Origin of the sequence: Chelatococcus sp. CO-6, from assembly GCF_001271345.1 — a bacterium.
Lineage (GTDB): Bacteria > Pseudomonadota > Alphaproteobacteria > Rhizobiales > Beijerinckiaceae > Chelatococcus_A > Chelatococcus_A caeni.
Genome location: NZ_CP012398.1, coordinates 601,632 through 625,114, shown reverse-complemented (window position 1 = coordinate 625,114; position 23,483 = coordinate 601,632). Strand labels below are relative to the sequence as shown.

The following is a 23,483-nucleotide window of genomic DNA, read 5'->3' as shown; positions in this document are numbered from 1 at the left end:
TTCGGCTAAAGCCGAAGGCATGGGCGTTGACGCGATTCGCATCCTCGGTATCGACCCCGGCCTGCGCAAGATGGGCTGGGGCGTCGTCGACATTGCCGGCACGCGCCTGTCCTTCGTCGCCTGCGGCTGCGTGACCTCCAACGGCGAATTGCCGCTCGCCGAGCGGCTGCGCGAATTGCACGACGGGCTCACGGCCATCGTGCGCGATCACGGGCCGGACGAGGTGGCGGTGGAAGAGACCTTCGTCAACAAGGATGCGCAGGCGACGCTGAAGCTCGGCCATGCGCGCGCCGTGGCGCTGCTGGTGCCGGCGCTCGCCGGCCTCGACGTCGCCGAATATGCGGCCAATCTCGTCAAGAAAACCGTCACGGGCGTCGGCCATGCCGAGAAGCGCCAGATCGCGGCGATGATCAAGGTGCTGCTGCCGAAGGCGGTGGCGACGACGGCGGATGCGGCCGATGCGCTCGCGGTCGCCATCACCCACGCCCAGCACCGGCAGGCACGGGCGCTGCGCAAGGCTCTTGCCCTATGATGACGGCACGATTCGACAGGCGGGTGCGGGCATGATCGGCAAGCTCAAGGGTGTCGTCGACAGCTACGGCGAGGACCACGTCATCCTCGACGTGCACGGTGTCGGCTATCTGGTGCATTGTTCCTCGCGCACGCTGCAGAACCTGCCGCCGGCCGGCGAGGCGGCGACCCTCGCCATCGAGACCATCGTGCGCGAGGACATGATCCGCCTCTACGGCTTCCGCAGCGATGCGGAGCGGGAATGGTTCCGCTTGCTGCAGACGGTGCAGGGGGTGGGCTCGCGCGTCGCGCTCGGCATCCTCTCCGTGCTCGACCCGGGCGCCCTTGCCTCGGCCGTCGGCATGGGCGACAAGGCCGCGATCGCCCGCGCGCCCGGCGTCGGGCCGAAGCTCGCCGCCCGCCTCATCGCGGAGCTGAAGGACAAGGCGCCGGTGTTCGGCGCGGTCGATCCGGCGGTCATCCGCCTTGCCGGCGCGGTCGAGGAGGGCGGGGCCCCGCCGCCCGTGGCCGACGCCGTCTCCGCGCTGGTCAATCTCGGCTATGGTCAGCCGCAGGCGGCGGCGGCCGTGGCCGCGGCCCTCAAATCGGCGGGAGAGGAGGCGCAGGCCGCGACCCTCATCCGCCTCGGCCTGAAGGAGCTGGCACGTTCATGAGCAGCGAGGGAGAGGCCTGATGGCGGGCGAACGCCTCGTCACCGCCGAACGGCGGGGCGACGATCCCGATCAGTCGCTCAGGCCGCTCGCCCTCGGCGAGTTCATCGGCCAGGCCCAGGCGCGGGCCAACCTGTCCGTCTTCATCGAGGCGGCGAAGACGCGGGGCGACGCGCTCGACCACGTGCTCTTCGTCGGCCCGCCTGGCCTCGGCAAGACGACGCTCGCCCAGATCGTGGCGCGCGAGCTCGGCGTCAACTTCCGCTCCACCTCCGGGCCCGTCATCGCCAAGGCGGGGGACCTTGCCGCCCAGCTCACCAATCTCGACGAGCGCGACGTGCTCTTCATCGACGAGATCCACCGCCTCAACCCGGCGGTGGAGGAGATCCTCTATCCGGCCATGGAGGACTATCAGCTCGACCTCATCATCGGCGAGGGGCCGGCGGCGCGCTCGGTCAAGATCGACCTGCCGAAGTTCACGCTCGTCGGCGCGACCACGCGCCAGGGCCTCTTGACGACGCCGCTGCGCGACCGCTTCGGCATTCCCATCCGCCTGCAGTTCTACACGGTGGAGGAGCTCGAGCTCATCGTGAAGAGGGGCGCGCGGGTCATCGGCATCGGCATGAGCGACGACGGCGCCAACGAGATCGCCCGCCGGGCCCGCGGCACGCCGCGCATCGCCGGGCGCCTCCTGCGCCGGGTGCGCGATTTCGCGGTGGTCGACGGGGCCGACACGGTCACCCGCGCGATCGCCGACAAGGCGCTGCAGCTGCTCGAGGTCGACGGCGCCGGGCTCGACCTGATGGACCGGCGCTATCTCTCGACCATCGCGCTCTCCTTCGGCGGCGGGCCGGTGGGCATCGAGACGATCGCCGCCGCCTTGTCGGAGCCGCGCGACGCCATCGAGGAGATCATCGAGCCCTTCCTCATCCAGAAGGGCTTCGTGCAGCGCACGCCGCGCGGGCGCATCCTGACCCCGCACGCCTTCCGCCACCTCGGCCTCGAGGAGCCGCAGCGCGAGACGGTGCAGTTCGGCCTGTTCGGCGGCGACGACGACGCCTGAGGCTCAGGGCTTGTAGGCGACGAGGACGACGCCGGCCGTGATGAGGACCACCCCGAGCCAGTTGATCGAGGCCAGCCGCTCGTTGAGGAAGAGGGCGGCGAAGACGGCGACGAGGACGACGCTGAGCTTGTCGATGGGCGCGACGCGCGAGGCGTCGCCCAGCTTCAGGGCGCGGAAGTAGCACAGCCAGGACGCGGCCGTCGCAAGGCCGGAGAGGACGAGGAAGAGATAGCTCCTCCCCGGCACCGAGGCGGGCGACTGCCACTGCCCGGTCATCGCGACGATGGCCGCCGCGGCGGCGAGGATGACGAGCGTGCGCACCAGCGTCGCGTAGTCGGAGTTGATTTGTTCTACGCCGACCTTGGCGAGGACCGCCGTCAGGGCCGCGAAGGTGGCGGACAGAAAGGCCCAGAGCTGCCAGCTATTGATGAGGGATTTCATCGGAAGGACCGGTCATGCGGCCGCGGACGGCCGGATCGCCGCGACGATAGCACAGGCGTCCGCGGGGGGCAGGGGATGGAAATCGTCGGCCGGGACGTATAGGTCAGGGCGCGGGAGAGGAGCGGCCGATGGAAAGGACGAGATGGACGGGCGAAGGGACGACCTGATGACGACTGACACCGCAGACCGGCAGTGGCCGCACCTTGCCGGCGTGCTCGAGGGGCGCACCCACATCCTGCCGGTGCGCGTCTATTACGAGGACACCGATTTCTCCGGCATCGTCTATCACGCGAACTACCTGCGCTTCCTGGAGCGCGGGCGCACCGATTTCCTGCGCCTTGCGGGCGTCGCCCAGTCCGACCTGCATGCCGACGGCGAGGGCCTCATCTTCGCCGTGCGGCGCATGACGATCGACTATTTCCTGCCGGCGCGCATGGATGACGTGCTGACGGTGGAGACGCGCACCGACGAGGTGAGGGGCGCCTCGCTCGTCATCGCCCAGCGCATCCTCCGGGGCGAGGAGGTTATCGTCACGGCCGACGTGCGCGTCGCCGCCATCGCCGGCGGGCGCCCGGCGCGCATCCCGGACCATCTGCGCAGGATCCTCGGCGGCGAGGCGTAAGGGCCGGCCCCTTACATCGACAGCGCCCTCAAAGGCATGTAAGACCTTTTCACATGAGCTGGAAACGCGGCGGATCGGATGGCCCCCGGGGTTATCATCACGGGAATTTGAAGGAGACGCTCGTCCGTGCCGCTCTCGAGCTCATCGCCGAGAAGGGGCCGGCCGGCTTCACCTTCGCCGAGGCGGCGCGCTGGGCTGGCGTCAGCCCCGCCGCGCCCTATCGCCATTTCCGGGACCGGGAAGAGCTGCTCGCCGATGTGGCGCTGCGCGGCTTCAGCCAGTTCGAGGGCGAACTCGCGGCTGCCTGGGCAAACGGGGCGCCCGACCCGGGTACGGCCTTCGAGCGTCTCGGCAAGGCCTATCTCGCCTTCGCCCGCAACGAGCCAGCCTATTACTCGGCCATGTTCGAGGCGGGGGTCTCGCTCGACACCAACCCGGAGCTGAGGCTCGCCGCCGAGCGGGCCTTCCTGGTGCTGCGCAATGCGTCGGACGCGCTGGTCGCGACCGTGCCGGCGGGCAAGCGGCCGCCGGCGCTGATGATGGCGCTGCACATCTGGGCGATGTCGCACGGCATCGCCTCGCTGTTCGCCCGCGGCGACGCCGGGCGCCGTGCGCTGCCGATGACGCCCGAGGAGCTGCTGGAGGCGGGCATGCTCGTCTACCTGCAGGGGCTCGGCATCGGCGCCCCGGCAGAGGCCGGCGAGTAACGGGCAAGGCCGCAGGCCGTCGTTCCCCGGATGCGCCGCAGCACGAAGCGATGCGGCGCTGATCCGGAGCCCGTTCGCAAGCAGTGCCTTCGGCGAATTGTTGTGCTGGGTCCCGGATCGCATTCCGCTTCGCTGCATGCGTCCAGGACACGAGGTTGCTCTTGCGCGCGGCGGCGTGTGATCCGTCCGACTGCCGACCACCGCTTTCGCTTGACAAGCCCCCCGACCTTGCCTACCTATGTAAATGTGATTTACATTCACAGCCGATCGACACTCACCGATGGAGCCCAGTCATGCCGATCGCGGCGAAGCTCGACGAGATGGGACGGGGGGCATGGATTGCGCTCACGATCCTCGGTTTTCTCGTCTGGTGGCCTCTCGGCCTGTTTGTCCTGATTTATGCAATGTGGAGCGGACGTATGATGTGCGGAAGAGGCGGTGACCGCTGGGAGCGCAAGATGTCGCGCCTGCAGGAGAAGATGGATCGCCTGCGCAACGGCATGGGAGGCCATGGCGGCTGGGCGGGCGGTTCGAGCGGCAACAGCGCCTTCGACGAATACCGCGAGGAGACGCTGCGCCGGCTCGAGGAAGAGCAGCGCGAGTTCAAGACCTTCCTCGACAAGCTGCGCTTTGCCAAGGACAAGGCCGAGTTCGACCAGTTCATGGCCGAGCGTCGCCAGCGTCCCGAGCCCGAGGCTCCCGCGGCGTAACGCCGCTCACGCTGCCCGAATGCCGGCAGCCTTTGCAAACGCCCGCCTTCCGGCGGGCGTTTTCGCTTGTCCGGCCCTGGTGCCCGTCCACCTTGCCGTCAATGCATCGCGCCGCGGAAACCTGGCGTTAACCTTGTCGCGCGCCTTACTGGTAGCAATGGCAAGTTGCCTATTGCGCGGGAAGCGAGGGCCGGGGGCGCCCTCATTTCGACAGATTCGGAAGCGACTGAGCATCTGCGCGACGCTTCCGGAATTTCGACAGCCTGCCGTTTGCCGTTGATGACGGCGAATGCCGCGGCGCATGCGGCGCGAGAGTGCAGAAGGACAAGCGAATGGACCCCGCCGAAGTGACGCAAGGTGCCTTGCAGGCCGTGAACGAGGTATCCCTCTGGGGGCTGTTCTGGCAGGCGCATTTCGTCGTCAAGCTCGTGATGCTGGGCCTTCTCGGCGCCTCCATCTGGTCCTGGGCCATCATCGTCGACAAGACGCTGCTGTTCATGCGCACCAAGCGCCAGATGGACCGTTTCGAGGAGGTCTTCTGGTCCGGCCAGTCGCTCGAGGAGCTCTATCGCTCGCTCGCGAACCGGCCCGTCTCGGGCATGGGCGCCCTGTTCGTCGCCGCCATGCGCGAGTGGAAGCGCTCCTTCGAGGGCAGCGGTCGCGCGGTCGCGAGCCTTGCCCAGCGCATCGACAAGGTGCTCGACGTATCGATCCAGCGCGAGGTCGAGCGGCTCGAGTCGAAGCTTCTCGTGCTCGCCACCATCGGCTCGGCCTCGCCCTTCATCGGCCTGTTCGGCACGGTCTGGGGCATCATGACCTCCTTCCGCTCCATCGCCGCCTCGAAGAACACAAGCCTCGCCGTTGTCGCGCCGGGCATCGCCGAGGCGCTCTTCGCCACGGCCATCGGCCTTTTCGCCGCCATTCCGGCCGTCATCGCCTACAACCGGCTGCAGGCCGAGGCGGCGAAGTCGCAGGGGCGCCTCGAAGGCTTCGCCGACGAGTTCTCCGCCATCCTGTCGCGGCAGATCGACGAACGGGCGGCCGCCTGAGCGGCGCGAAAGACCAGGGGATCTGACCATGGCCATGTCCGTCGGAGCAGGAGCGGGTGGAGGCGGCCGGGGCCGGCGTCGGCGCCGGCGCCACGGCGCCATGTCCGAGATCAACATGACGCCGTTCATCGACGTCATGCTCGTGCTGCTCATCATCTTCATGGTCGCGGCGCCGCTCCTCACCGTCGGCGTGCCGCTCGACCTGCCGGAGACGGCCGCCAAGCCCATCAACGTCGAGCAGAAGCCGCTGATGCTGTCGATCGACGACAAGGGACGCGTCTTCCTGATGGAGACGCCGCTCGAGGACGGCGAGATCGTGCCCAAGCTGATGGCGGTCGCCAAGGCCGGCGCCGAGGAGCGCATCTACATCCGCGGCGCCCGCCAGGTCGACTATGGCCGCGTCGCCCAGGTCATGGCGCTCGTCACCTCCGCCGGCTTCAAGCGCGTCGCGCTGGTGACGGAGCCGGAGCAGCAGAGCTGAGGGGCGGGACCGTGGCGCTGCGCTTCCTTCGCCAGCAACCGGGGTTGATCGTTTCGGGCGTCGGCCATGCCGCCGTGCTCGTGGCGGGGCTCGTCGCCTTTTCGACGGCGACGCCCTTTGCCGACCAGCAGGAGGCGATCGCCGTCGACGTCGTCAGCGAGAGCGACCTGCGCGAGCTGACGCGCGGCACGCCGACCGAGAAGAAAGTGGCCGAGAACCCGCGGCCGGTGGTCGACAAGCAGTCGGAGAAGGTCGAGGAGCAGCCGAAGCCCGGCGAGGCGCCGCGTGACGTGCCGGCGCCTCCCTCGCGCCCGCAGACCGCCGAGACCGAGCAGCCGGAGGCGCCGAAGCCGCCGCCTCCGCCGCCGCCCCCTCCGCCGCAGCAGGCCACGCCGCCGAAGCCGCAGCCGGCGCCCACCGCCGAGACCGCCGAGAAGCAGGCCGAGGAAAAGCCCGAGCCCGCCCGGACGGAGCCCGCGCCGCAGCCGCCGAAGCGGCCCGAGATCGCGGAGAAGCCGCCCGAGCGCCAGCCGGAGCCCAAGAAGCCCGAGCCCAAGCCCGAGCCGAAGCGCGAGGACCTCGCCAAGCTCATCGAGGACACCAAGCCGCAGGAGAAGCCGGCCCCCGCGAAATCGCAGGAGCCGGACCGCAAGTTCAGCCCGAACGACATCCGCAAGCTGCTCGAGAGCAAGGACAAGCCACAGAACGCGGCCGCCACGGGGCAGGAGGTGAACCGCACCGCCTCGCTCGGCACGCGCACGGGCAACGCCGCCCGGCTGTCGCCCGCCGATGCCGACATCCTCGGCGGCATCGTGCGCGAGCAACTGGCCCAGTGCTGGTCGCCGCCGCCGGGCGCCAATCCCGCGGTCAAGCCGATCGTGCGCATGAGCCTCAATCCGGACGGCTCGCTGAAGGCGACGCCTTCCCTGGCGAACGCGTCCGGCGAGGCCGCCTTCCGTTCGGTGGCGGACAGCGCGCTCAGGGCCGTGCGGCGCTGTGCGCCCTTCCGCATTCCCGAGCGCTTCCAGCCGTTCTATGCCGACTGGCAGGAATGGAACGTGATCCTCGATCCGAGCGAATTCCTGGGCTGACATGGTTTCGCCGTCAGCCTCATCCATAACCAACGCCCCACGGACGTCATGTCTCTCCCGGCAAGAGCCAAGAAAAGCCCGATGATGAAGACCCTGATGGCGCGCCTCGCGCTGCCGCTGATCGCGGCAATGACCCTGGTGCCGGCGGTGCTGACACCGGCGCGCGCGGAGATCACCATCACGCTCGACCGTGCGAACTTCCAGCCGCTGCCGATCGCCATCACCAATTTCGGCGGCGACGTCGAGTTCGGCGCGCGCATCGCCGAGGTCATCACCGCCAACCTGCGCCGCTGCGGCTATTTCGTGCCCATCGATGCGCAGGCCTTCGTCGAGCCCTCGCCGGCCTTCGACGCCGCGCCCCAGTTCAGCGCCTGGCAGGCGATCAACGCCCAGGCGCTGGTAACGGGGCGGGTGACGCGCGAGGGGGGCGGGCGGCTCAAGGCCGAGTTCCGCCTGTGGGACGTCTTCGCCGGCCAGCAGCTCACCGGTCAGCAGTATTTCACCGACCCGAACAACTGGCGCCGCATCGCGCATATCATCTCCGACGCCATCTTCACGCGCATCACCGGCCTCAAGGGCTTCTTCGACACGCGCGTCGTCTTCGTCGATGAATCCGGGCCGAAGGAGCAGCGGCGCAAGCGCCTCGCCATCATGGACCAGGACGGCGCCAACCTGCGCTATCTCACGCGCGGCGAGGACCTCGTCGTCACCCCGCGTTTCTCGCCGGTGGCGCAGGAGATCACCTTCATGTCGCAGCGCACGGGCGAGCAGCCGCACGTGCAGCTCCTCAACCTCGACACCGGGCAGCGCGAGATCGTCGGCAACTTCCCCGACATGACGTCGAGCCCGCGCTTCTCGCCGGACGGGCAGCGCATCGTCATGAGCCTGCAGCAGGGCGGCAACGCCAACATCTACATCATGGACCTGCGCTCGCGCACGACGACGCGCGTCACCTCGACGAACGCCATCGACACCTCGCCGTCCTTCTCGCCCGACGGCGCGCGCATCGCCTTCGAATCCGACCGCGGCGGCCGGCAGCAGATCTACGTGATGAACGTCGACGGCTCGGACGTGCAGCGCGTCTCCTTCGGCGAGGGCTCCTACGCCCAGCCGGTCTGGTCGCCGCGCGGCGACTACATCGCCTTCACGCGCCAGAAGGGCGGCACCTTCTCCATCGGCATCATGCGGCCGGACGGCACGGGCGAGCGCATCCTGACCGAGGGCTTCCACAACGAGGGGCCGAGCTGGGCGCCGAACGGCCAGTACATCATGTTCTGGCGCGATCCCGGCGGGCAGGGCGGCGGCAAGCTCTACATGGTGGACGTGACCGGCCGCGTCGAAGTGCCGGTGCCGACGCCGTCCTTCGGCTCCGACCCCGCGTGGTCGCCGCTTCTGACGGAAGTGCGCTGAGCGGGCGCGTTTACCAGCGGTTAACCCCAAGGCGAGCTTTACGGCACCTGTCGCTTTTGGGTCCCTGTCGTCAACCTCTCGTCAAGGTTGACGGCTCATTGATCAGGCTTCGTTCCGCGTCTGTCCGGTGGTCGCCGACAGCCGGAGGTGCGTCAAGGAGTTGTCAGATGATGTCCTCGCTCTTCTCGTCGGGCGGCCTCAAGGTGGCGGCCGCCGTGGCTGCGGCCCTGACGCTGGCCGCCTGCTCGTCCGACCCCAACAAGGACGGCCTCGCCGGCGGCGCCGGCGCTGCCGGCGGCTATGCCGCCCCCGGCACGGCCCAGGACTTCGTGGTGAACGTCGGCGATCGCGTCTTCTTCGAGACCGATTCCTCCGACCTGACGCCGACCGCGGTCGCGACCTTGAACAAGCAGGCGCAGTGGCTGGCGCAATATCCGCGCTACACCTTCCTCATCGAGGGCCATGCCGACGAGCGCGGCACGCGCGAGTACAACTTCTCGCTCGGCGCCCGCCGCGCGCAGACGGTGCGCGACTATCTCGCCTCGCGCGGCGTGCCCGCCTCGCGCATGCGCACGATCTCCTACGGCAAGGAGCGGCCGGTCGCGGTGTGCAACGACATCTCCTGCTGGTCGCAGAACCGTCGCGCCGTCACGGTGCTCGACGGCGGGGCCGGCGTCTGACCGGCGCTGCCCGCGCCGGAAGCGGCGCTTGCGTGGAAAGGGCCGGGCTGCAGCCATATTGTGGCCGCAACCGGCCTGTTCTGCTAGGCAAACGCGACAACCGCGGCTAATCGAATGCATCGCATGATCCAGACACTCCGAAGCATCGCCGTCGCGCTCCTCGCGGCGGCCGCTGCCATTGTCGTCCTGCCTCAAGGCGCACGCGCGCAGGATGCTGCCGACATGTTCGTGCGCCTCAACCGGCTCGAAGGGCAGGTGCGGGAGCTCTCCGGCCAGGTGGAGCAACTGCAGCACCAGAACCGGCAGCTCATGCAGACGCTGCAGCGCTTCCAGGAAGACGTGGAATTCCGCTTCCAGGAAGGGGGCGGCGCCGGCCGCTCCGGCGCGACGACGCCGCGCACCCAGCCGGCGCCTGCGCCGCAGCGGCGCGGCGACGCCTTCGACCCCTCGGCGGCGCCCGCGGCGCCGGGGGCCCCGCGCAATCTCGGCGAGGCGCCGGTCAACACGGACAACAGCGCCACGGGCGGCATCGCCATCATCGGCGACGATCCCGCGCCGGGTGCCGGCGCGCCGCTCGACATCAACTCGCTCGCGCGGGAGGCGATGGCGGCCTCCGCGCCGGCGGCGCGCAGCGGCCCGAGCATCGCCGCCACGGGCTCGACCAACCCGGCGCAGGACTACGACACGGCCGTCGCCCTGCTGCGCCAGCGCCAGTACGATGCGGCGGAGATGAGCCTGCGCCAGTTCCTCCAGTCACATCCCCGCGACCGGCTCGTGCCCGACGCGACCTTTTTCCTCGGCGAGACCTATTACCAGCGCAAGCGCTACAACGAGGCGGCCGAGCAGTACCTGAAGCTCGCCACCGACTATCCCACTGCCGGCCGCGCCCCCGAGGGGCTGCTCAAGCTCGGACAGGCGCTCAATGCCATCGGCGCCCGCGAGCAGGCCTGCGCCACCTTCGGCGAAGTCACCCGCAAATATCCGCAGGCTCCCGGAGCCGTGCGCCAGGCGGCCGAGCGCGAGCGGGCGCGCTGCTGACCCGTGAGCGGGTCTTCGCATCCTAACGACGAGCCTCTCGCGCCCGATGAGGTCGACGCAGCCTTCGCGAACCTCGCCGACAGCCGCCATCTTCTCCTTGCCGTCTCGGGCGGCCCCGATTCCCTTGCCCTTCTGATCACCGTCGCCGGCTGGCTGGACCGTGCCGGACGCAAGCCGTGCGTCAGCGTCGCCACCGTCGACCATGGCCTCAGGGCCGAAAGCACGGCCGAGGCGGAAGCTGTGGCGCGTATCTCGGCCGGCTTCGGCCTGGCGCACGCGACCCTGTGCTGGCATGGCGAGAAGCCGGCGCACGGCATCCAGGAAGCCGCCCGCGCCGCGCGCTATCGCCTGCTCGCCGACCATGCCGCCGCGATCGGCGCCGACTGCATCGTCACGGCCCATCACCGCGACGACCAGGCCGAGACGGTGCTCATGCGCCTTGCCGCGGGCAGCGGCATCGCCGGCCTGGCCGCCATGCGACCTCGGGTCGCGGCCGCGCCCGGCCTCGCGCTCGCGCGGCCGTTCCTCGCCTTCCCCAAGGCGCGCCTCGTGGCGACGGTGACGGCGGCCGGCCTTGCGGCTGCGGACGATCCCTCGAACCGGGATGCGGCCTATGCGCGGGGGCGCCTGCGCAGCCCGGTAGCTCGGGCCGCCGCCGAGACGCTCGGGTTGACGCAGGAGCGGCTCGCCCGCCTTGCCGCGCGTGCCGCGAGGGCGGACGAGGCCCTCGCGTCGGTTGCGCAGGCCGAGGCGGCCCGGCTCATCCGGCCCCTTGCGAAGGGGGGAGGGGGAGTGGAGGTGTCGGCTGAAACCTTCAACCTGCCGGAGGAGTTGATGCTACGGGTGCTCGAGCGTGCCATTGCGGAAGCCGTGGGTGCGGCGACCCGGCCGGCGGTTCCCTTGCGCCTCGAGCGGCTGGAGGCGCTGGCGGTGTCGTTGCGGCGGGCGCGCGCGGCCGGGAGCGCCATGCGCGCGACGCTGGCGGGGGCGCTCGTCGCCCTCGATGTCGCAGGTCGCGTGCACATCGGCCCCGAGCCGCCACGCAGACGCGGCCGGCACGCCCTAGAAAAGCCGCCGGTGTCTGGCTGATACGAAGGTGATACGAACTTTCCCTTAAGGGTGCTCGCGGATTGGGTTTCCCTTGGCAAGGGTTTAGCGCGATCTTAAATTAGCTTGGACATGAGTGCGGCCCGGGTTCCGGTGCCGGAAGAACAAAGCGACAGGGAAACGATGAATCCCAATTTCCGTAATTTTGCCCTCTGGGTGGTCATCTTTCTCCTGGTGCTGGCACTGGTCACGCTCTTCCAGAACCCGGGGCAGCGGCAGGCCGCGAACGAAATTCCCTATTCGCAGCTCATCGCCGACGCGGAGAACGGCCGCATCGGCTCGGTGGTGATCTCGGGCCAGAACATCACCGGCACCTATATCGGCGGGGGCGGCACCTTCACCACCTACGCGCCCTACGATCCCAACCTGATCAGCAAGCTGTCGCAGAAGGGCGTGCAGATCACGGCCAAGCCGCCGCAGGATTCGACGCCCTGGTTCATCGCGCTGCTCGTCAACTGGCTGCCGCTGCTCGTCTTCATCGGCGCCTGGATCTTCCTGTCGCGGCAGATGCAGAACGGCGCCGGCCGCGCCATGGGCTTCGGCAAGTCCAAGGCCAAGCTCCTGACCGAGGCGCACGGGCGCGTGACCTTCGAGGATGTCGCGGGCATCGAGGAGGCCAAGGAGGACCTGCAGGAGATCGTGGAGTTCCTCCGCGATCCGCAGAAGTTCCAGCGCCTCGGCGGGCGCATCCCGCGCGGCTGCCTGCTCGTCGGCCCGCCCGGCACCGGCAAGACGCTGACCGCCCGTGCCGTCGCGGGTGAAGCGAACGTGCCCTTCTTCACGATTTCGGGATCGGACTTCGTCGAGATGTTCGTCGGCGTCGGCGCGAGTCGCGTGCGCGACATGTTCGAGCAGGCGAAGAAGAACGCGCCCTGCATCATCTTCATCGACGAGATCGACGCGGTCGGCCGCCACCGCGGCGCCGGCCTCGGCGGCGGCAACGACGAGCGCGAGCAGACCCTGAACCAGCTCCTCGTCGAGATGGACGGCTTCGAGGCCAACGAGGGCGTCATCATCATCGCCGCCACCAACCGCCCGGACGTGCTGGACCCGGCGCTGCTGCGCCCCGGCCGCTTCGACCGGCAGATCGTCGTGCCGAACCCGGATGTCGCCGGCCGCGAGAAGATCCTGCGCGTGCATGTGCGCAAGGTGCCGCTCGCCCCGGATGTCGACCTCAAGGTCATCGCCCGCGGCACGCCGGGCTTCTCCGGCGCCGACCTGATGAACCTCGTCAACGAGGCGGCCCTGCTTGCCGCCCGCCGCTCCAAGCGCATCGTCACCATGCGCGAGTTCGAGGACGCCAAGGACAAGGTGATGATGGGCGCCGAGCGCCGCACCCTCGTCATGAGCGAGGAGGAGAAGCGCCTCACCGCCTATCACGAGGCCGGCCACGCCGTCGTCGCCCTCAACGTCCCGGCGACGGACCCGGTGCACAAGGCGACCATCATCCCGCGCGGCCGCGCGCTCGGCATGGTCATGCAGCTGCCGGAGCGCGACAAGCTCTCCATGAGCTACGAGCAGATGACCTCGCGCCTCGCCATCATGATGGGCGGCCGCGTGGCCGAGGAGCTCATCTTCGGCAAGGACAAGGTGACCTCCGGCGCCGCCTCCGACATCCAGCAGGCGACCAAGCTCGCCCGCATGATGGTGACGCAGTGGGGCTTCTCGGACGAGCTCGGCACCGTCATGTACGGCGAGAACCAGGACGAGGTCTTCCTCGGCATGTCCGTGGCGCGCCAGCAGAACGTCTCCGAGGCCACCTCCCAGAAGATCGACGCCGAGATCCGCCGCTTCGTCGAGGCGGGCTATGCCGAGGCGACGCGCATCCTCAAGGAGAAGGCCGAGCAGCTGGAGCTCCTGGCCAAGGGCCTGCTCGAATACGAGACGCTGACCGGCGAGGAGATCCGGGACCTGCTCGACGGCAAGCCGCCCGTGCGCGATGCCGGCGAGCCGGCGGCGCCCACGCGCCACTCGCCCGTGCCGTCGGCCGGCTTCAACCGCCCCCGCGGCGAGCCGGACGCCGGCCTCGAGCCGCAACCGCAGGCCTGATACACAATCATCCATCCCAGGCCGAACGGCGCCGTCGGGCGCCGTTCGTCTTTCTGGTCGCACGGTTGTAACCTGCGCTCATACTTTGTGAACAAAACGCGCGCATCCTTGGCCGATGCCGGATGATATATTCGCGCGGGTTCAGATAAGAGTGACCTCTTCTTGCACGCACCGAGCTCTACGCACATGACACGCAGCTTCTTCGGAACCGACGGCATCCGCGGCCGGGCCAACGGCACCATCACGCCGGAACTTGCCCTGCGCGTCGGCCAGGCGGCCGGCCTCGTCTTCCACCGCGGCGACTATCGCCACCGTGTCGTCATCGGCAAGGACACGCGCCTGTCCGGCTACATGATCGAATCGGCCCTGCAGGCCGGCTTCACCTCGGTCGGCATGGACGTGCTGCTGCTCGGGCCCGTGCCGACGCCGGCGGTCGCCATGCTGACGCGGTCCATGCGCTGCGACCTCGGCGTGATGATCTCCGCCTCGCACAACCCTTACGAGGACAACGGCATCAAGCTCTTCGGCCCGGATGGCTACAAGCTGTCCGACGAGGTGGAGAGCGAGATCGAGACGCTGATGACGAGCGACCTGACGAGCCGGCTGGCGCCGCCCGCGGGCCTCGGCCGGGCCAAGCGCATCGAGAGCGTGCACGCGCGCTACATCGAATTCGCCAAGCGCACCCTGCCGCGCCAGCTCGACCTCGAGGGCCTGCGCATCGTCGTCGACTGCGCCAACGGCGCCGCCTACAAGGTCGCGCCCGAGGCGCTTTGGGAACTGGGTGCCGAGGTCATCACCATCGGCGACGAGCCGGACGGCTTCAACATCAACCACGAGGTGGGCTCGACGGCGCCCGAGGCGCTGGTGCGCAAGGTGCGCGAGACGCGCGCCGACATCGGCATCGCGCTCGACGGCGATGCCGACCGCGTGCTCATCGTCGACGAGAAGGGCCATCTCGTGGACGGCGATCAGCTGATGGCCGTCATCGCCTCGAGCTGGCAGACCGACGGGCGCCTGTCCAAGCCCGGCATCGTCGCCACCATCATGTCGAACCTCGGCCTCGAGCGCTATCTCGCCGGCCGCGGGCTCGAGCTCGCCCGCACGGCGGTGGGCGACCGTTACGTGCTCGAGCACATGCGGGCGCACGGCTACAACCTCGGCGGCGAGCAGTCCGGCCACATCATCCTGTCCGACCATACGACGACCGGCGACGGCCTCATCGCGGCCCTGCAGCTGCTGGCCGTCCTCAAGGCGCAGGATCGGCCGGTAAGCGAGGTCTGCCATTGCTTCGAGCCGCTGCCGCAGGTCCTGAAGAACGTGCGCTACAAGGACGGCCAGCCGCTGAAGAACGATTCCGTCGTCAACGCCGTCGATGCGGCGCGCGAGCGGCTTGGCAGCAACGGACGCCTCGTCATCCGGCCCTCGGGCACCGAGCCGGTGATCCGCGTGATGGCCGAGGGCGACGACCGTGACCTCGTGGAGCAGGTGGTGGGCGACGTCTGCGACGCGCTGACCAGGGCCGCCGCCTGACGCCGGCCCAAGCCCCAGCGTCGTCCGCACAAGAGCACCAGCAACGATCGGCGATGCGGTAGCACTTCCCACCCCCGCGGGGAGGGAAGGCTGCCGGTTGCCGTCTTGCGCCATCCCGGCGGCCGGCGGCGTCGATGGCGTCTTAACGGATCGGTAGGGTTAAGCGTTAGGCTTAAGCGATATTTAACGAGTGATGCCTAGATTGCCTTCGTCTGCGGTTTTGCGGGCAAACATGATTTGCCTGGTACGAAGGAAATACTCATGGGCAGCCTGAAATCCATCGCGTGCGCCGGCCTCATGGCCGCCGGGCTCGTCTCCGGCGCCCGGGCGGCCGATCTCCTGCCTGCGCCGGCGCCATTGCCGGTGCCGGAGCCCGTCGCCTTCGGCGGCTGGTATCTGCGTGGCGACATCGGCTTCAGCAACCAGGAAGTCGACAGCCTCGACAACGCGCTCTACGACGCCAGCGTCGTGAACATCGACAAGGCCTTCGATGCGGCGCCGTTCTTCGGCGTCGGCGTCGGCTACCAGTTCAACAGCTGGTTCCGTTTCGACGTCACGGGTGAGTATCGCGCCCGGGCGAACTTCCACGGCTACGACGTCTATCCGGCCGGTCCCGGCTATTCCGCCGGCTCCAACAATTATTCGGGCTCGAAGTCCGAATGGCTGTTCCTCGCCAATGCCTATCTCGATCTCGGCACGTGGAGCGGCCTGACGCCCTTCATCGGCGCCGGCATCGGCGGCTCCTACAACACCATCCACAGCTTCCGCGACGAGAACGTGCCGAACCTCGGCTCGGCCTATGCGCGCGATGCCTCGAAGTGGAACTTCGCCTGGGCGCTCTATGCGGGCCTTGCCTATGCCGTGACGCCGAATTTCACGGTGGAACTCGGCTATCGCTACGTCAATCTGGGCGATGCGCAGAGCGGCGACATCATCACGTACACGGGCACGAACAACGTGTACAACCCGATGAAGTTCAAGGACCTGTCCTCGCACGATGTGAAGCTCGGCGTGCGCTGGATGTTCGGCGGCCCCGTGGTCGCCGAGAGCTACGAGCCGATCGTCGCCAAATACTGATCGGCTGCAGAGCGGGCCATCATCGCAGTTCTAGGAGCGCGGCGTCCTACGCCGCGCTTTTTCTTTTTGCCGACCGTCGGCGAAAGGTGTCGAGATCTTCGGTCAACATTCGTTAAGGTTAATGGTCACTTAACTTCTTGGCGGCAAGCTCCCGGCAAACGGTGGTGCCTCCCTTGCCCACGCCCATTGCGTCCGTCCCGGGAGTATTTCTCGATGCGTCATGCCTTTCTCGTCGCAGCCCTGTCCCTCGTCGTGGCGGCCCCCGTCGCTGCGGCCGAGCTTCCGCCGGCGCCGGTGCTCGATCCCGAGCCGGGGATGCTGGCGAGCGGGGAGGGGTTCTACCTGCGCGGCGACGTCGGCTACGCCATGCCGATCGACCCCGCGCTGTCCATCAACGGCCTCGGTTACATCGGGGAGCGGCTGGACAAGAACGCCACCTTCGGGCTCGGTCTCGGCTACGACTTCGGCTGGCTGCGGGCGGACGTGACGGGGGACGTCTTCGCCGAGCGCAGCCTCTCGGCCTCTGCCCCGGGCCTTGCCGCCACGGCCAAGCTCAATTCCGTCGCGGTGCTCGCCAATCTCTATGCCGACCTCGGCACGTGGTCCGGCATCACGCCCTATGTCGGCGCGGGCGCCGGTCTTGCGGTCAACCGGCTCGGTTCGGTCCGGGAGACCGTGACGGCGACCGGTGCGGACATCGCCTACGGCGGCGGCACGCGCACCGGATTCGCCTGGGCGCTGATGGCGGGTGCGGCCATCGACATCACCACCTCGCTCAAGTTCGACATCGGCTATCGCTTCGCCGATCTCGGCAAGGCGCGGGCGGCGGGCGGGGCGGTGCGCGTCGGCGACCTGCGCAGCCACGAGGTGCGCTTCGGCCTGCGCTACACCTTCGACTGAGCGGCATTCGCAACGGAATATTAAGGTTAACGAGCAATGATCAGGACCGTACTGAGGGTTGGGGAGTTCTGATCGATGCGCGCGCTTCTTCCGGGCCTGGTCATTGGTCTCGGCTGGGCTTTCGCGGCTCCGGCCGCTCACGCCGCCGATCTCGGCGACAGCTGGCTGCGCGGCTCGATGCCCGCCTATGGCGACAGCGAGCCGACCGGCGCCTGGGGCGGCTTCTACATCGGCGTGCAGGGCGGCTATTCCAACGCCAATATCGATTTCGGCACGGCGAACAGCAGCCAGATCGCCTATATCCTGCGCAATACGACGGTCGAATCCGAAGGGCGGGTGTCCAGCTGGACGACCCTGCCGGAACGCGACATGCGTAATGGCAGCTACGGCTTCCTCGTCGGCTACAACAGCCAGTGGGAGGATGTCGTCCTCGGCGTCGAGCTCAACTACAACCATACCAACCTCGACGCGCGCGCGAGCGACAGCCTTGGCCGCAGCTATGTGACGTCGGACCAGTACCGCTACAACGTCAATATCGATGCCGAGAGCCGGGTGCGCATGACGGATTACGCCACCTTGCGGGCGCGCGCCGGCTATGACCTCGGCAACTTCCTGCCCTATGCAACGCTCGGCTTCGCCATCGGCCGGGCCGACGTGTGGCGCACCACCTCGGTCGCCGCGACGGCCGTCGATCAATCGGGTGCCGGGCGGCCGAACCTGGCCCTCAACCCGAATCCGACGGTGGTGACCGAACGCAAGAAGGACACGTTCGCCTACGGTATCTCCGCGGGTCTCGGCCTCGACATCCTGCTGACCGAGAACCTCTTCCTGCGCGGCGAATACGAATACGTGCGCTTCGCCTCCTTCAGCGACGTCAACCTCAACATCCACAACGTTCGCGGTGCGCTCGCCGCGAAGTTCTGAGCGGGCGGTAACGGGCTTCGCGGGGTCTTCTGCCGCGCAACCTGCGCCTTTCACGCCACGCGCCCCCTCGCGTCCCGGACACACCGCAGCATGTGAATGATGCGGTGTGTCCGGGGCCCATTTCCATGGTGCCTTCGGCAGATTTATGTGCTGGTTCCCGGGCCGCATTCCGCTTCGCTGCATGCGCCCGGGAAACGAGGTTGCTCGTGAGCGAGCGGTGGGGGATCCCTCGACTGCCGACTGCCGACTGCCGACTGCCCCTCTGGCCCTGCGGCATCGTTGTCCAATTCCGTCGTTGACGCGGGGGCGGGGCTCGCGTATCCCCATCCGCGGGACACTTCCCCCCAACGGGAAGCGCCCATCTGAGAGGATGGATACATGTCGACGAATGCTCCCGCCGCGCGGCCCGCGCGCGCGCAGTTTTCTTCCGGCCCCTGCGCCAAGCGCCCCGGCTGGACCCTCGAAGCTCTCAACGACGCGCCGCTCGGCCGCTCCCACCGCGCCAAGGTGGGCAAGGCGAAGCTGAAGCTCGCCATCGACCTCACCCGCGAAGTGCTGAACGTGCCGGCGGACTACCGCATCGGCATCGTGCCGGCCTCCGACACCGGCGCCGTCGAGATGGCGCTGTGGTCGATGCTCGGCGCCCGCGGCGTCGACATGCTCGCCTGGGAGTCGTTCGGTGAGGGTTGGGTCACCGACGTCGTCAAGCAGCTCAAGCTCACCGACGCGCGCGTCATCAAGGCGCCCTACGGCACGCTGCCGAACCTCGCCGAGGTCGACACCAGGACGCGCGACGTCGTCTTCACCTGGAACGGCACGACCTCGGGCGTGCGCGTGCCGAATGCCGACTGGATCGCGGCCGACCGCGAAGGCCTCGCCATCTGCGACGCGACCTCCGCCGCCTTCGCGCAGGATCTCGACTGGCAGAAGCTCGATGTCGTCACCTTCTCCTGGCAGAAGGTGCTCGGCGGCGAGGCGGCGCACGGCATGCTGATCCTCTCCCCGCGCGCCGTCGCGCGGCTCGAGAGCTACACGCCGGCCTGGCCTCTGCCCAAGATCTTCCGCATGACCAAGGGCGGCAAGCTCGTTGAAGGCATCTTCCAGGGCGAGACGATCAACACGCCGTCGATGCTCTGCGTCGAGGACTATATCGACGCGCTCCAATGGGCGAAGTCGCTCGGCGGCCTCAAGGCGCTCGTCGCGAAGGCCGATGCCAATGCGAAGGCGCTCCTCGACTGGGTCGAGGCAAGCCCGTGGATCGCCAATCTCGCCGAGGATCCGGCGACGGCCTCCAATACCTCCGTCTGCCTCAAGATCGTCGATCCCGAGGTGGTGGCGAAGGGGCCCGAGACGGTCGCCGCGGTCGCCAAGGGCATCGCCGCCGCCCTCGAGAAGGAGGGCGTCGCCTATGACATCGGCGCCTATCGCGACGCGCCTCCCGGCCTGCGTATCTGGTGCGGCGCCACCGTCGAGGCGGATGACGTCAAGGCCCTGGCGGCCTGGCTCGACTGGGCCTTCGCCGCCGAGAAGGCGAAGCTCGCCGCTGCCGCCTGACGGCGGGGGCAGTCGGGAATGGGCAGTCGGCAATCGTCGATCTGCCTTCTCCGACTGCCTATCGCCTATCTGCCGATTGCCGACTGCCCAATTCCATCGAGGCGAAAACCCATGACCGCCCCCAAGGTTCTCATTTCCGACGCCCTGTCGCCCGCCGCCGTGCAGATCTTCAAGGATCGCGGCATCGAGGTCGACTTCCAGCCGAACCTCGGCAAGGACAAGGACAAGCTGGCCGAGATCATCGGCAATTACGACGGCCTCGCCATCCGCTCGGCCACCAAGGTCACGCCCAAGATCCTGGAGCAGGCCTCGCGCCTCAAGGTCATCGGCCGGGCCGGCATCGGCGTCGACAATGTCGACATCCCGGCCGCGACCGCCAAGGGTATCATCGTGATGAACACGCCCTTCGGCAATTCGATCACGACCGCCGAGCACGCGATCGCCATGATGTTCGCGCTCGCGCGCGAGATCCCCGCCGCCGACGCCTCGACCCAGGCCGGCAAGTGGGAGAAGAACCGCTTCATGGGCGTCGAGATCACCGGCAAGACGCTGGGCATCATCGGCTGCGGCAACATCGGCTCCATCGTCGCCGAGCGGGCGCTCGGCCTCAGGATGAAGGTCGTCGCCTATGATCCGTTCCTGTCGCCGGAGCGCGCGCTCGACATCGGCGTCGAGAAGGTGGAACTGGACGACCTCCTGGCCCGGGCCGACATCATCACCCTGCACACGCCGCTCACCGAAAAGACCAAGAACGTCCTCTCGGCCGAGAACATCGCCAAGACGAAGAAGGGCGTGCGCATCGTCAACTGCGCCCGCGGCGGCCTCGTGGACGAGGCGGCGCTGCGCAAGGCGCTCGACGAGGGCCATGTGGCGGGCGCGGCCTTCGACGTCTTCACCATCGAGCCGGCGACGGAGAACCCGCTCTTCGGCCACCCGAACGTCGTGTGCACGCCGCATCTCGGCGCGGCGACCACGGAGGCGCAGGAAAACGTCGCCCTGCAGGTCGCCGAGCAGATGTCGGACTACCTGCTGCGCGGCGCCATCTCCAACGCGGTGAACTTCCCCTCGATCACGGCGGAAGAGGCGCCCAAGCTCAAGCCCTTCATCGCGCTCGCGGAGAAGCTCGGCTCCTTCGCCGGTCAGCTCACCGAGACCGGCATGAAGAGCGTGCACATCACCTACGAGGGCACGGTGGCGCATCTCAACACGCGCGCCCTTTCGTCGGCGGCCATCGCCGGCCTGCTGCGCCCGATCCTGCAGGACGTCAACGTCGTGTCGGCGCCGGTCGTCGCCAAGGAACGCGGCATCGTCGTCGAGGAGACGGTGCGCGAGGCCGAGCACGACTACGACGCGCTCGTCACCCTGACGGTCGTCACCGAGCGGCAGACCCGCTCGGTCGCCGGCACGGTCTTCGCCAACGGCAAGCCGCGCATCGTCAACATCAAGGGCATCACGGTCGACGCCGAGTTCGCCCCGTCGATGATCTATGTGACGAACGAGGACAAGCCCGGCTTCATCGGCCGCTTCGCCGGCATCCTGGGCAATGCGGGCGTCAACATCGCCACCTTCGCCCTCGGCCGCGACGCCCCCGGCGGCTCCGCCATCGCGCTCGTCGAGGTGGACGGCGAGGTGCCCGCCAAGGTGCTGGAGGACATCCAGACCATCCCGGGCGTGAAGCAGGCCAAGGCGCTGACGTTCTGAGCCTCGCTCTCTCGCATGTATCTTGTGATGCCCGGCCTCGTGCCGGGCATTTACGTTTGGGTGATTGGCACGCGTCCGGTGTCGATGCCGGCAGGGCCCACGGGAGGCTGCTATCCCCTGCAATCAAACGCCAGGCACGGGTGCAGTGGCTTCCGCTGTCCTGGCCGGGCTTGTCCCGGCCATCCATGCCTTCGGCCATGGTCCCGTGGCTGCGTGGATGCCCGCGACAAGCGCGGGCATGACACGACGGGAGCCGTTGTTCCGCGACCGACGCTTCCGTCTCTAGCCGATCTTCCGCCCCAGGCGCTCGGCGATGAAGATGCCGCCGAGCACCATGGCCATGGCGACCGCGTGGTGCCAGCCGAAGGGCTCGCCGACGATGAGGACGGCGAGCAGGGCGCCGAAGACCGGCACGAGATTGACGAAGACGCCCGCGCGGCTCGGCCCGATGAGCTCGACCCCGCGCATGAAGGTGATCTGCGAGAGCAGGGACGGAAACAGCGCGACGAAGACGAGGACGAGATAGCCCTGCCAGGTCGGCCAGTAGGCGTCGCCGGCGCTGATCTCCCAGGCCAGCAGCGGCAGGGAGGTGAGGCAGGCGACGATGGCGAGCGCCAGGAAGAAGACGAGCCCGGGCACGTCCGGGCGGCCGCGCAGGGCCAGCGTGTAGCCGGTGTAGAACACGCAGGCGATCAGCATCCACACGTCGCCGATGTTGAAGGCGAGCTGCGTGATGGTGGCGATGTCGCCGTGGGTCGCCGTCATGGCGACGCCGCCGAGCGTCACGATGACGCCGACGATCTGCAGCCAGGTGGCCCTGACGCCGAAGAAGACGAGCGCGCCGATGAGCACGAGGATCGGCATCGATCCTTGCATGATCGAGATGTTGACGGCGCTCGTGTGGTGGCCGGCGAGATAGAAGAGCGCGTTGAAGCCGGTGAAGCCGAAGGCACCCATCAGGATCACGCGGAGCCGGTGGGAGGCGATCTTGCCCCAGTTGTCGCGCAGGGCCCGGCCGTAGAGCGGCAGCAGGATGAGGCAGACGACGATCCAGCGCGCCGAAGTCAGCACCATCGGCGTGATATGGCCGACCGCGAGCTTGCTCGCGACGGCATTGCCACCCCACATGAGCGTGGTGAGCGTCAGGAGCAGGTAGGCGTGATCGAGGCGATGGCGGGCGGCGGTCAACGGCTGCAGGGTCAAGGGCGGCTTCCGTGAAGATGGCGTTGCAGACTAGGGTGCTTGCCGCCGGCCCGTAAGGGGCCTAGACGCAGGGGAGCATTGCGGCAGAAGGTGTCACAGGATGCGGTTGCTGATCGTCGATGGTTATCCCGAAGATGCACGCGAGCGCCACCGCGCGGGCTTCGGCCTGACGCCGGGTGAGGCCTATGCGGCGGTCGTGAAGCGCATCGTTCCGGCCGCCGCCTGCGATATCGCATTGCCGGCCGATGCCGATGCGCAGCTGCCGTCCGGCGCCGGGCTCTCCTCCTATGATGCGGTGATCCTCACGGGCTCGCCGCTGCACGTCTACCATGACGAGGCGCCGGTGCGGCGGCAGATCGAGCTGATGCGGGCGGTCTACGACAGCGGCGTTCCGTCCTTCGGCTCGTGCTGGGGGCTGCAGGTGGCGGCGGTCGCGGCCGGCGGCACGGTGACCCCCAACCCGCTCGGGCGCGAGGTGGGTTTTGCGCGGCGAATCACGCCGAGCGAGGCGGGGCGGGGCCATGCGCTGCTCGCAGGGCGTCCCGGGGCCTTCGATGCACCCTGCGTGCATCTCGACGTCGTCGCCAGCCTGCCGGCGAACGCCATCGTGCTTGCGTCCAACGGCATGGCCGGCGTGCAGGCGGCGGAGATCCGCCACGGGCGCGGCGTCTTCTGGGGCGTGCAGTATCACCCGGAATTCTCGCTGACCGAGCTCGCCGCGATCATGGCCCGCATGGCCGAGCCGCTGGCCGACGAAGGCTTCTTCCGCGACCCGGCCGAAGTCGCCGGTTATGTCGAGGACCTCAGGACGCTCGACGCAGACCGCAGCCGCCGCGACCTCGCCTGGCGGCACGGCCTCGACGAACAGGTGCTGGAGGAGGCGCTGCGCACGCTCGAAATCCGCAATTTCGTCGCCCGCTGCCTTGGCGGCGACACGATGCGGCATTGATCTGGGAGCCGTTCCA

At 68.6% G+C, this 23,483-nt stretch carries 23 protein-coding genes; 21 read left to right on the top strand and 2 right to left on the bottom strand.

Features of this window, described 5'->3' with window-relative positions; translation table 11 throughout:
- Positions 1-19 precede the first annotated feature (19 nt).
- From ruvC to ruvB, 3 genes are read left to right on the top strand one after another with little or no spacing between them, the layout of a single operon-like run.
- Positions 20-532 (top strand): crossover junction endodeoxyribonuclease RuvC, encoded by a 513-nt coding sequence (gene ruvC, locus AL346_RS03055; protein ID WP_019404024.1) that lies wholly within the window; start codon positions 20-22, stop codon positions 530-532.
- Between the two features lie 31 nt (positions 533-563).
- Positions 564-1,184 carry a Holliday junction branch migration protein RuvA gene (ruvA, locus tag AL346_RS03050; RefSeq protein ID WP_019404023.1) on the top strand — a complete coding sequence of 207 codons (621 nt, stop codon included), beginning with the start codon at positions 564-566 and terminating at the stop codon, positions 1,182-1,184.
- 19 nt (positions 1,185-1,203) lie between these two features.
- Positions 1,204-2,244 (top strand): Holliday junction branch migration DNA helicase RuvB, encoded by a 1,041-nt coding sequence (ruvB, locus tag AL346_RS03045; protein WP_019404022.1) that lies wholly within the window; start codon positions 1,204-1,206, stop codon positions 2,242-2,244.
- Between the two features lie 3 nt (positions 2,245-2,247).
- On the opposite strand, the gene AL346_RS03040 is transcribed toward ruvB, so the two are convergent.
- Positions 2,248-2,685 (bottom strand): EamA family transporter, encoded by a 438-nt coding sequence (locus AL346_RS03040; RefSeq protein ID WP_053193255.1) that lies wholly within the window; start codon positions 2,683-2,685, stop codon positions 2,248-2,250.
- 166 nt (positions 2,686-2,851) lie between these two features.
- On the opposite strand from AL346_RS03040, the gene ybgC reads away from it, so the two are divergent.
- The 17 genes from ybgC (at position 2,852) to serA (ending at position 21,315) form a co-directional block, all read left to right on the top strand.
- Entirely contained in the window at positions 2,852-3,307 is a 456-nt protein-coding gene (ybgC, locus tag AL346_RS03035; RefSeq protein ID WP_040405337.1) for a tol-pal system-associated acyl-CoA thioesterase, read from the top strand.
- A gap of 53 nt (positions 3,308-3,360) precedes the next feature.
- Positions 3,361-4,014, top strand: coding sequence for a TetR/AcrR family transcriptional regulator (locus tag AL346_RS03030; RefSeq protein WP_026015452.1), 654 nt, complete (start codon positions 3,361-3,363; stop codon positions 4,012-4,014).
- Positions 4,015-4,307: 293 nt separating this feature from the next.
- Positions 4,308-4,724, top strand: a complete 417-nt coding sequence (locus tag AL346_RS03025) for a DUF2852 domain-containing protein (protein ID WP_019404018.1) — start codon at positions 4,308-4,310, stop codon at positions 4,722-4,724.
- Between the two features lie 332 nt (positions 4,725-5,056).
- A complete protein-coding gene (gene tolQ / locus AL346_RS03020) occupies positions 5,057-5,773 on the top strand; it encodes a protein TolQ (protein ID WP_053193253.1) in 717 nt (238 codons plus the stop codon).
- A 28-nt stretch (positions 5,774-5,801) separates the two neighbouring features.
- Positions 5,802-6,254, top strand: coding sequence for a biopolymer transporter ExbD (locus AL346_RS03015; protein ID WP_026015451.1), 453 nt, complete (start codon positions 5,802-5,804; stop codon positions 6,252-6,254).
- An 11-nt stretch (positions 6,255-6,265) separates the two neighbouring features.
- Positions 6,266-7,345, top strand: a complete 1,080-nt coding sequence (locus tag AL346_RS03010) for a cell envelope integrity protein TolA (RefSeq protein WP_156332664.1) — start codon at positions 6,266-6,268, stop codon at positions 7,343-7,345.
- 81 nt (positions 7,346-7,426) lie between these two features.
- The gene (gene tolB, locus AL346_RS03005) at positions 7,427-8,755 is read left to right on the top strand and encodes a Tol-Pal system beta propeller repeat protein TolB (protein WP_019404014.1); all 1,329 of its coding nucleotides are present in this window, start codon (positions 7,427-7,429) and stop codon (positions 8,753-8,755) included.
- Between the two features lie 167 nt (positions 8,756-8,922).
- The gene (gene pal / locus AL346_RS03000) at positions 8,923-9,435 is read left to right on the top strand and encodes a peptidoglycan-associated lipoprotein Pal (RefSeq protein ID WP_019404013.1); all 513 of its coding nucleotides are present in this window, start codon (positions 8,923-8,925) and stop codon (positions 9,433-9,435) included.
- A gap of 123 nt (positions 9,436-9,558) precedes the next feature.
- Positions 9,559-10,473, top strand: a complete 915-nt coding sequence (ybgF, locus tag AL346_RS02995) for a tol-pal system protein YbgF (protein ID WP_019404012.1) — start codon at positions 9,559-9,561, stop codon at positions 10,471-10,473.
- 3 nt (positions 10,474-10,476) lie between these two features.
- Positions 10,477-11,562, top strand: a complete 1,086-nt coding sequence (gene tilS / locus AL346_RS02990) for a tRNA lysidine(34) synthetase TilS (RefSeq protein WP_019404011.1) — start codon at positions 10,477-10,479, stop codon at positions 11,560-11,562.
- Between the two features lie 141 nt (positions 11,563-11,703).
- A complete protein-coding gene (ftsH, locus tag AL346_RS02985; protein WP_053193250.1) occupies positions 11,704-13,629 on the top strand; it encodes an ATP-dependent zinc metalloprotease FtsH in 1,926 nt (641 codons plus the stop codon).
- Between the two features lie 186 nt (positions 13,630-13,815).
- Positions 13,816-15,159, top strand: coding sequence for a phosphoglucosamine mutase (gene glmM / locus AL346_RS02980; protein ID WP_019404009.1), 1,344 nt, complete (start codon positions 13,816-13,818; stop codon positions 15,157-15,159).
- Between the two features lie 261 nt (positions 15,160-15,420).
- The gene (locus AL346_RS02975; RefSeq protein WP_019404008.1) at positions 15,421-16,236 is read left to right on the top strand and encodes an outer membrane protein; all 816 of its coding nucleotides are present in this window, start codon (positions 15,421-15,423) and stop codon (positions 16,234-16,236) included.
- A 213-nt stretch (positions 16,237-16,449) separates the two neighbouring features.
- Positions 16,450-17,136 (top strand): outer membrane protein, encoded by a 687-nt coding sequence (locus AL346_RS02970; protein ID WP_019404007.1) that lies wholly within the window; start codon positions 16,450-16,452, stop codon positions 17,134-17,136.
- 75 nt (positions 17,137-17,211) lie between these two features.
- Complete coding sequence (locus AL346_RS02965) at positions 17,212-18,060, top strand: outer membrane protein (protein ID WP_019404006.1); 849 nt, start codon at positions 17,212-17,214, stop codon at positions 18,058-18,060.
- 378 nt (positions 18,061-18,438) lie between these two features.
- The gene (locus AL346_RS02960) at positions 18,439-19,614 is read left to right on the top strand and encodes a phosphoserine transaminase (RefSeq protein WP_019404005.1); all 1,176 of its coding nucleotides are present in this window, start codon (positions 18,439-18,441) and stop codon (positions 19,612-19,614) included.
- 111 nt (positions 19,615-19,725) lie between these two features.
- A complete protein-coding gene (serA, locus tag AL346_RS02955; RefSeq protein WP_019404004.1) occupies positions 19,726-21,315 on the top strand; it encodes a phosphoglycerate dehydrogenase in 1,590 nt (529 codons plus the stop codon).
- 282 nt (positions 21,316-21,597) lie between these two features.
- Here serA and AL346_RS02950 read toward each other — a convergent pair whose 3' ends face one another.
- Positions 21,598-22,518: a DMT family transporter gene (locus AL346_RS02950; protein ID WP_019404003.1), complete on the bottom strand. Its 921-nt coding sequence runs from the start codon at positions 22,516-22,518 to the stop codon at positions 21,598-21,600.
- Between the two features lie 100 nt (positions 22,519-22,618).
- Between AL346_RS02950 and AL346_RS02945 the strand changes: the two genes are divergently transcribed.
- Complete coding sequence (locus AL346_RS02945; protein WP_040405335.1) at positions 22,619-23,467, top strand: type 1 glutamine amidotransferase; 849 nt, start codon at positions 22,619-22,621, stop codon at positions 23,465-23,467.
- Positions 23,468-23,483 lie beyond the last annotated feature (16 nt).

Bases quoted from the DNA above. Each gene is read 5' to 3' on its own strand.
- ruvC (WP_019404024.1), top strand. From the start codon at position 20: ATGGGCGTTGACGCGATTCGCATCCTCGGTATCGACCCCGGCCTGCGC.
- ruvA (WP_019404023.1), top strand. From the start codon at position 564: ATGATCGGCAAGCTCAAGGGTGTCGTCGACAGCTACGGCGAGGACCAC.
- ruvB (WP_019404022.1), top strand. From the start codon at position 1,204: ATGGCGGGCGAACGCCTCGTCACCGCCGAACGGCGGGGCGACGATCCC.
- AL346_RS03040 (WP_053193255.1), bottom strand. From the start codon at position 2,685: ATGAAATCCCTCATCAATAGCTGGCAGCTCTGGGCCTTTCTGTCCGCC.
- ybgC (WP_040405337.1), top strand. From the start codon at position 2,852: ATGACGACTGACACCGCAGACCGGCAGTGGCCGCACCTTGCCGGCGTG.
- AL346_RS03030 (WP_026015452.1), top strand. From the start codon at position 3,361: ATGAGCTGGAAACGCGGCGGATCGGATGGCCCCCGGGGTTATCATCAC.
- AL346_RS03025 (WP_019404018.1), top strand. From the start codon at position 4,308: ATGCCGATCGCGGCGAAGCTCGACGAGATGGGACGGGGGGCATGGATT.
- tolQ (WP_053193253.1), top strand. From the start codon at position 5,057: ATGGACCCCGCCGAAGTGACGCAAGGTGCCTTGCAGGCCGTGAACGAG.
- AL346_RS03015 (WP_026015451.1), top strand. From the start codon at position 5,802: ATGGCCATGTCCGTCGGAGCAGGAGCGGGTGGAGGCGGCCGGGGCCGG.
- tolB (WP_019404014.1), top strand. From the start codon at position 7,427: ATGATGAAGACCCTGATGGCGCGCCTCGCGCTGCCGCTGATCGCGGCA.
- pal (WP_019404013.1), top strand. From the start codon at position 8,923: ATGATGTCCTCGCTCTTCTCGTCGGGCGGCCTCAAGGTGGCGGCCGCC.
- ybgF (WP_019404012.1), top strand. From the start codon at position 9,559: ATGATCCAGACACTCCGAAGCATCGCCGTCGCGCTCCTCGCGGCGGCC.
- ftsH (WP_053193250.1), top strand. From the start codon at position 11,704: ATGAATCCCAATTTCCGTAATTTTGCCCTCTGGGTGGTCATCTTTCTC.
- glmM (WP_019404009.1), top strand. From the start codon at position 13,816: ATGACACGCAGCTTCTTCGGAACCGACGGCATCCGCGGCCGGGCCAAC.
- AL346_RS02975 (WP_019404008.1), top strand. From the start codon at position 15,421: ATGGGCAGCCTGAAATCCATCGCGTGCGCCGGCCTCATGGCCGCCGGG.
- AL346_RS02970 (WP_019404007.1), top strand. From the start codon at position 16,450: ATGCGTCATGCCTTTCTCGTCGCAGCCCTGTCCCTCGTCGTGGCGGCC.
- AL346_RS02965 (WP_019404006.1), top strand. From the start codon at position 17,212: ATGCGCGCGCTTCTTCCGGGCCTGGTCATTGGTCTCGGCTGGGCTTTC.
- AL346_RS02960 (WP_019404005.1), top strand. From the start codon at position 18,439: ATGTCGACGAATGCTCCCGCCGCGCGGCCCGCGCGCGCGCAGTTTTCT.
- serA (WP_019404004.1), top strand. From the start codon at position 19,726: ATGACCGCCCCCAAGGTTCTCATTTCCGACGCCCTGTCGCCCGCCGCC.
- AL346_RS02945 (WP_040405335.1), top strand. From the start codon at position 22,619: ATGCGGTTGCTGATCGTCGATGGTTATCCCGAAGATGCACGCGAGCGC.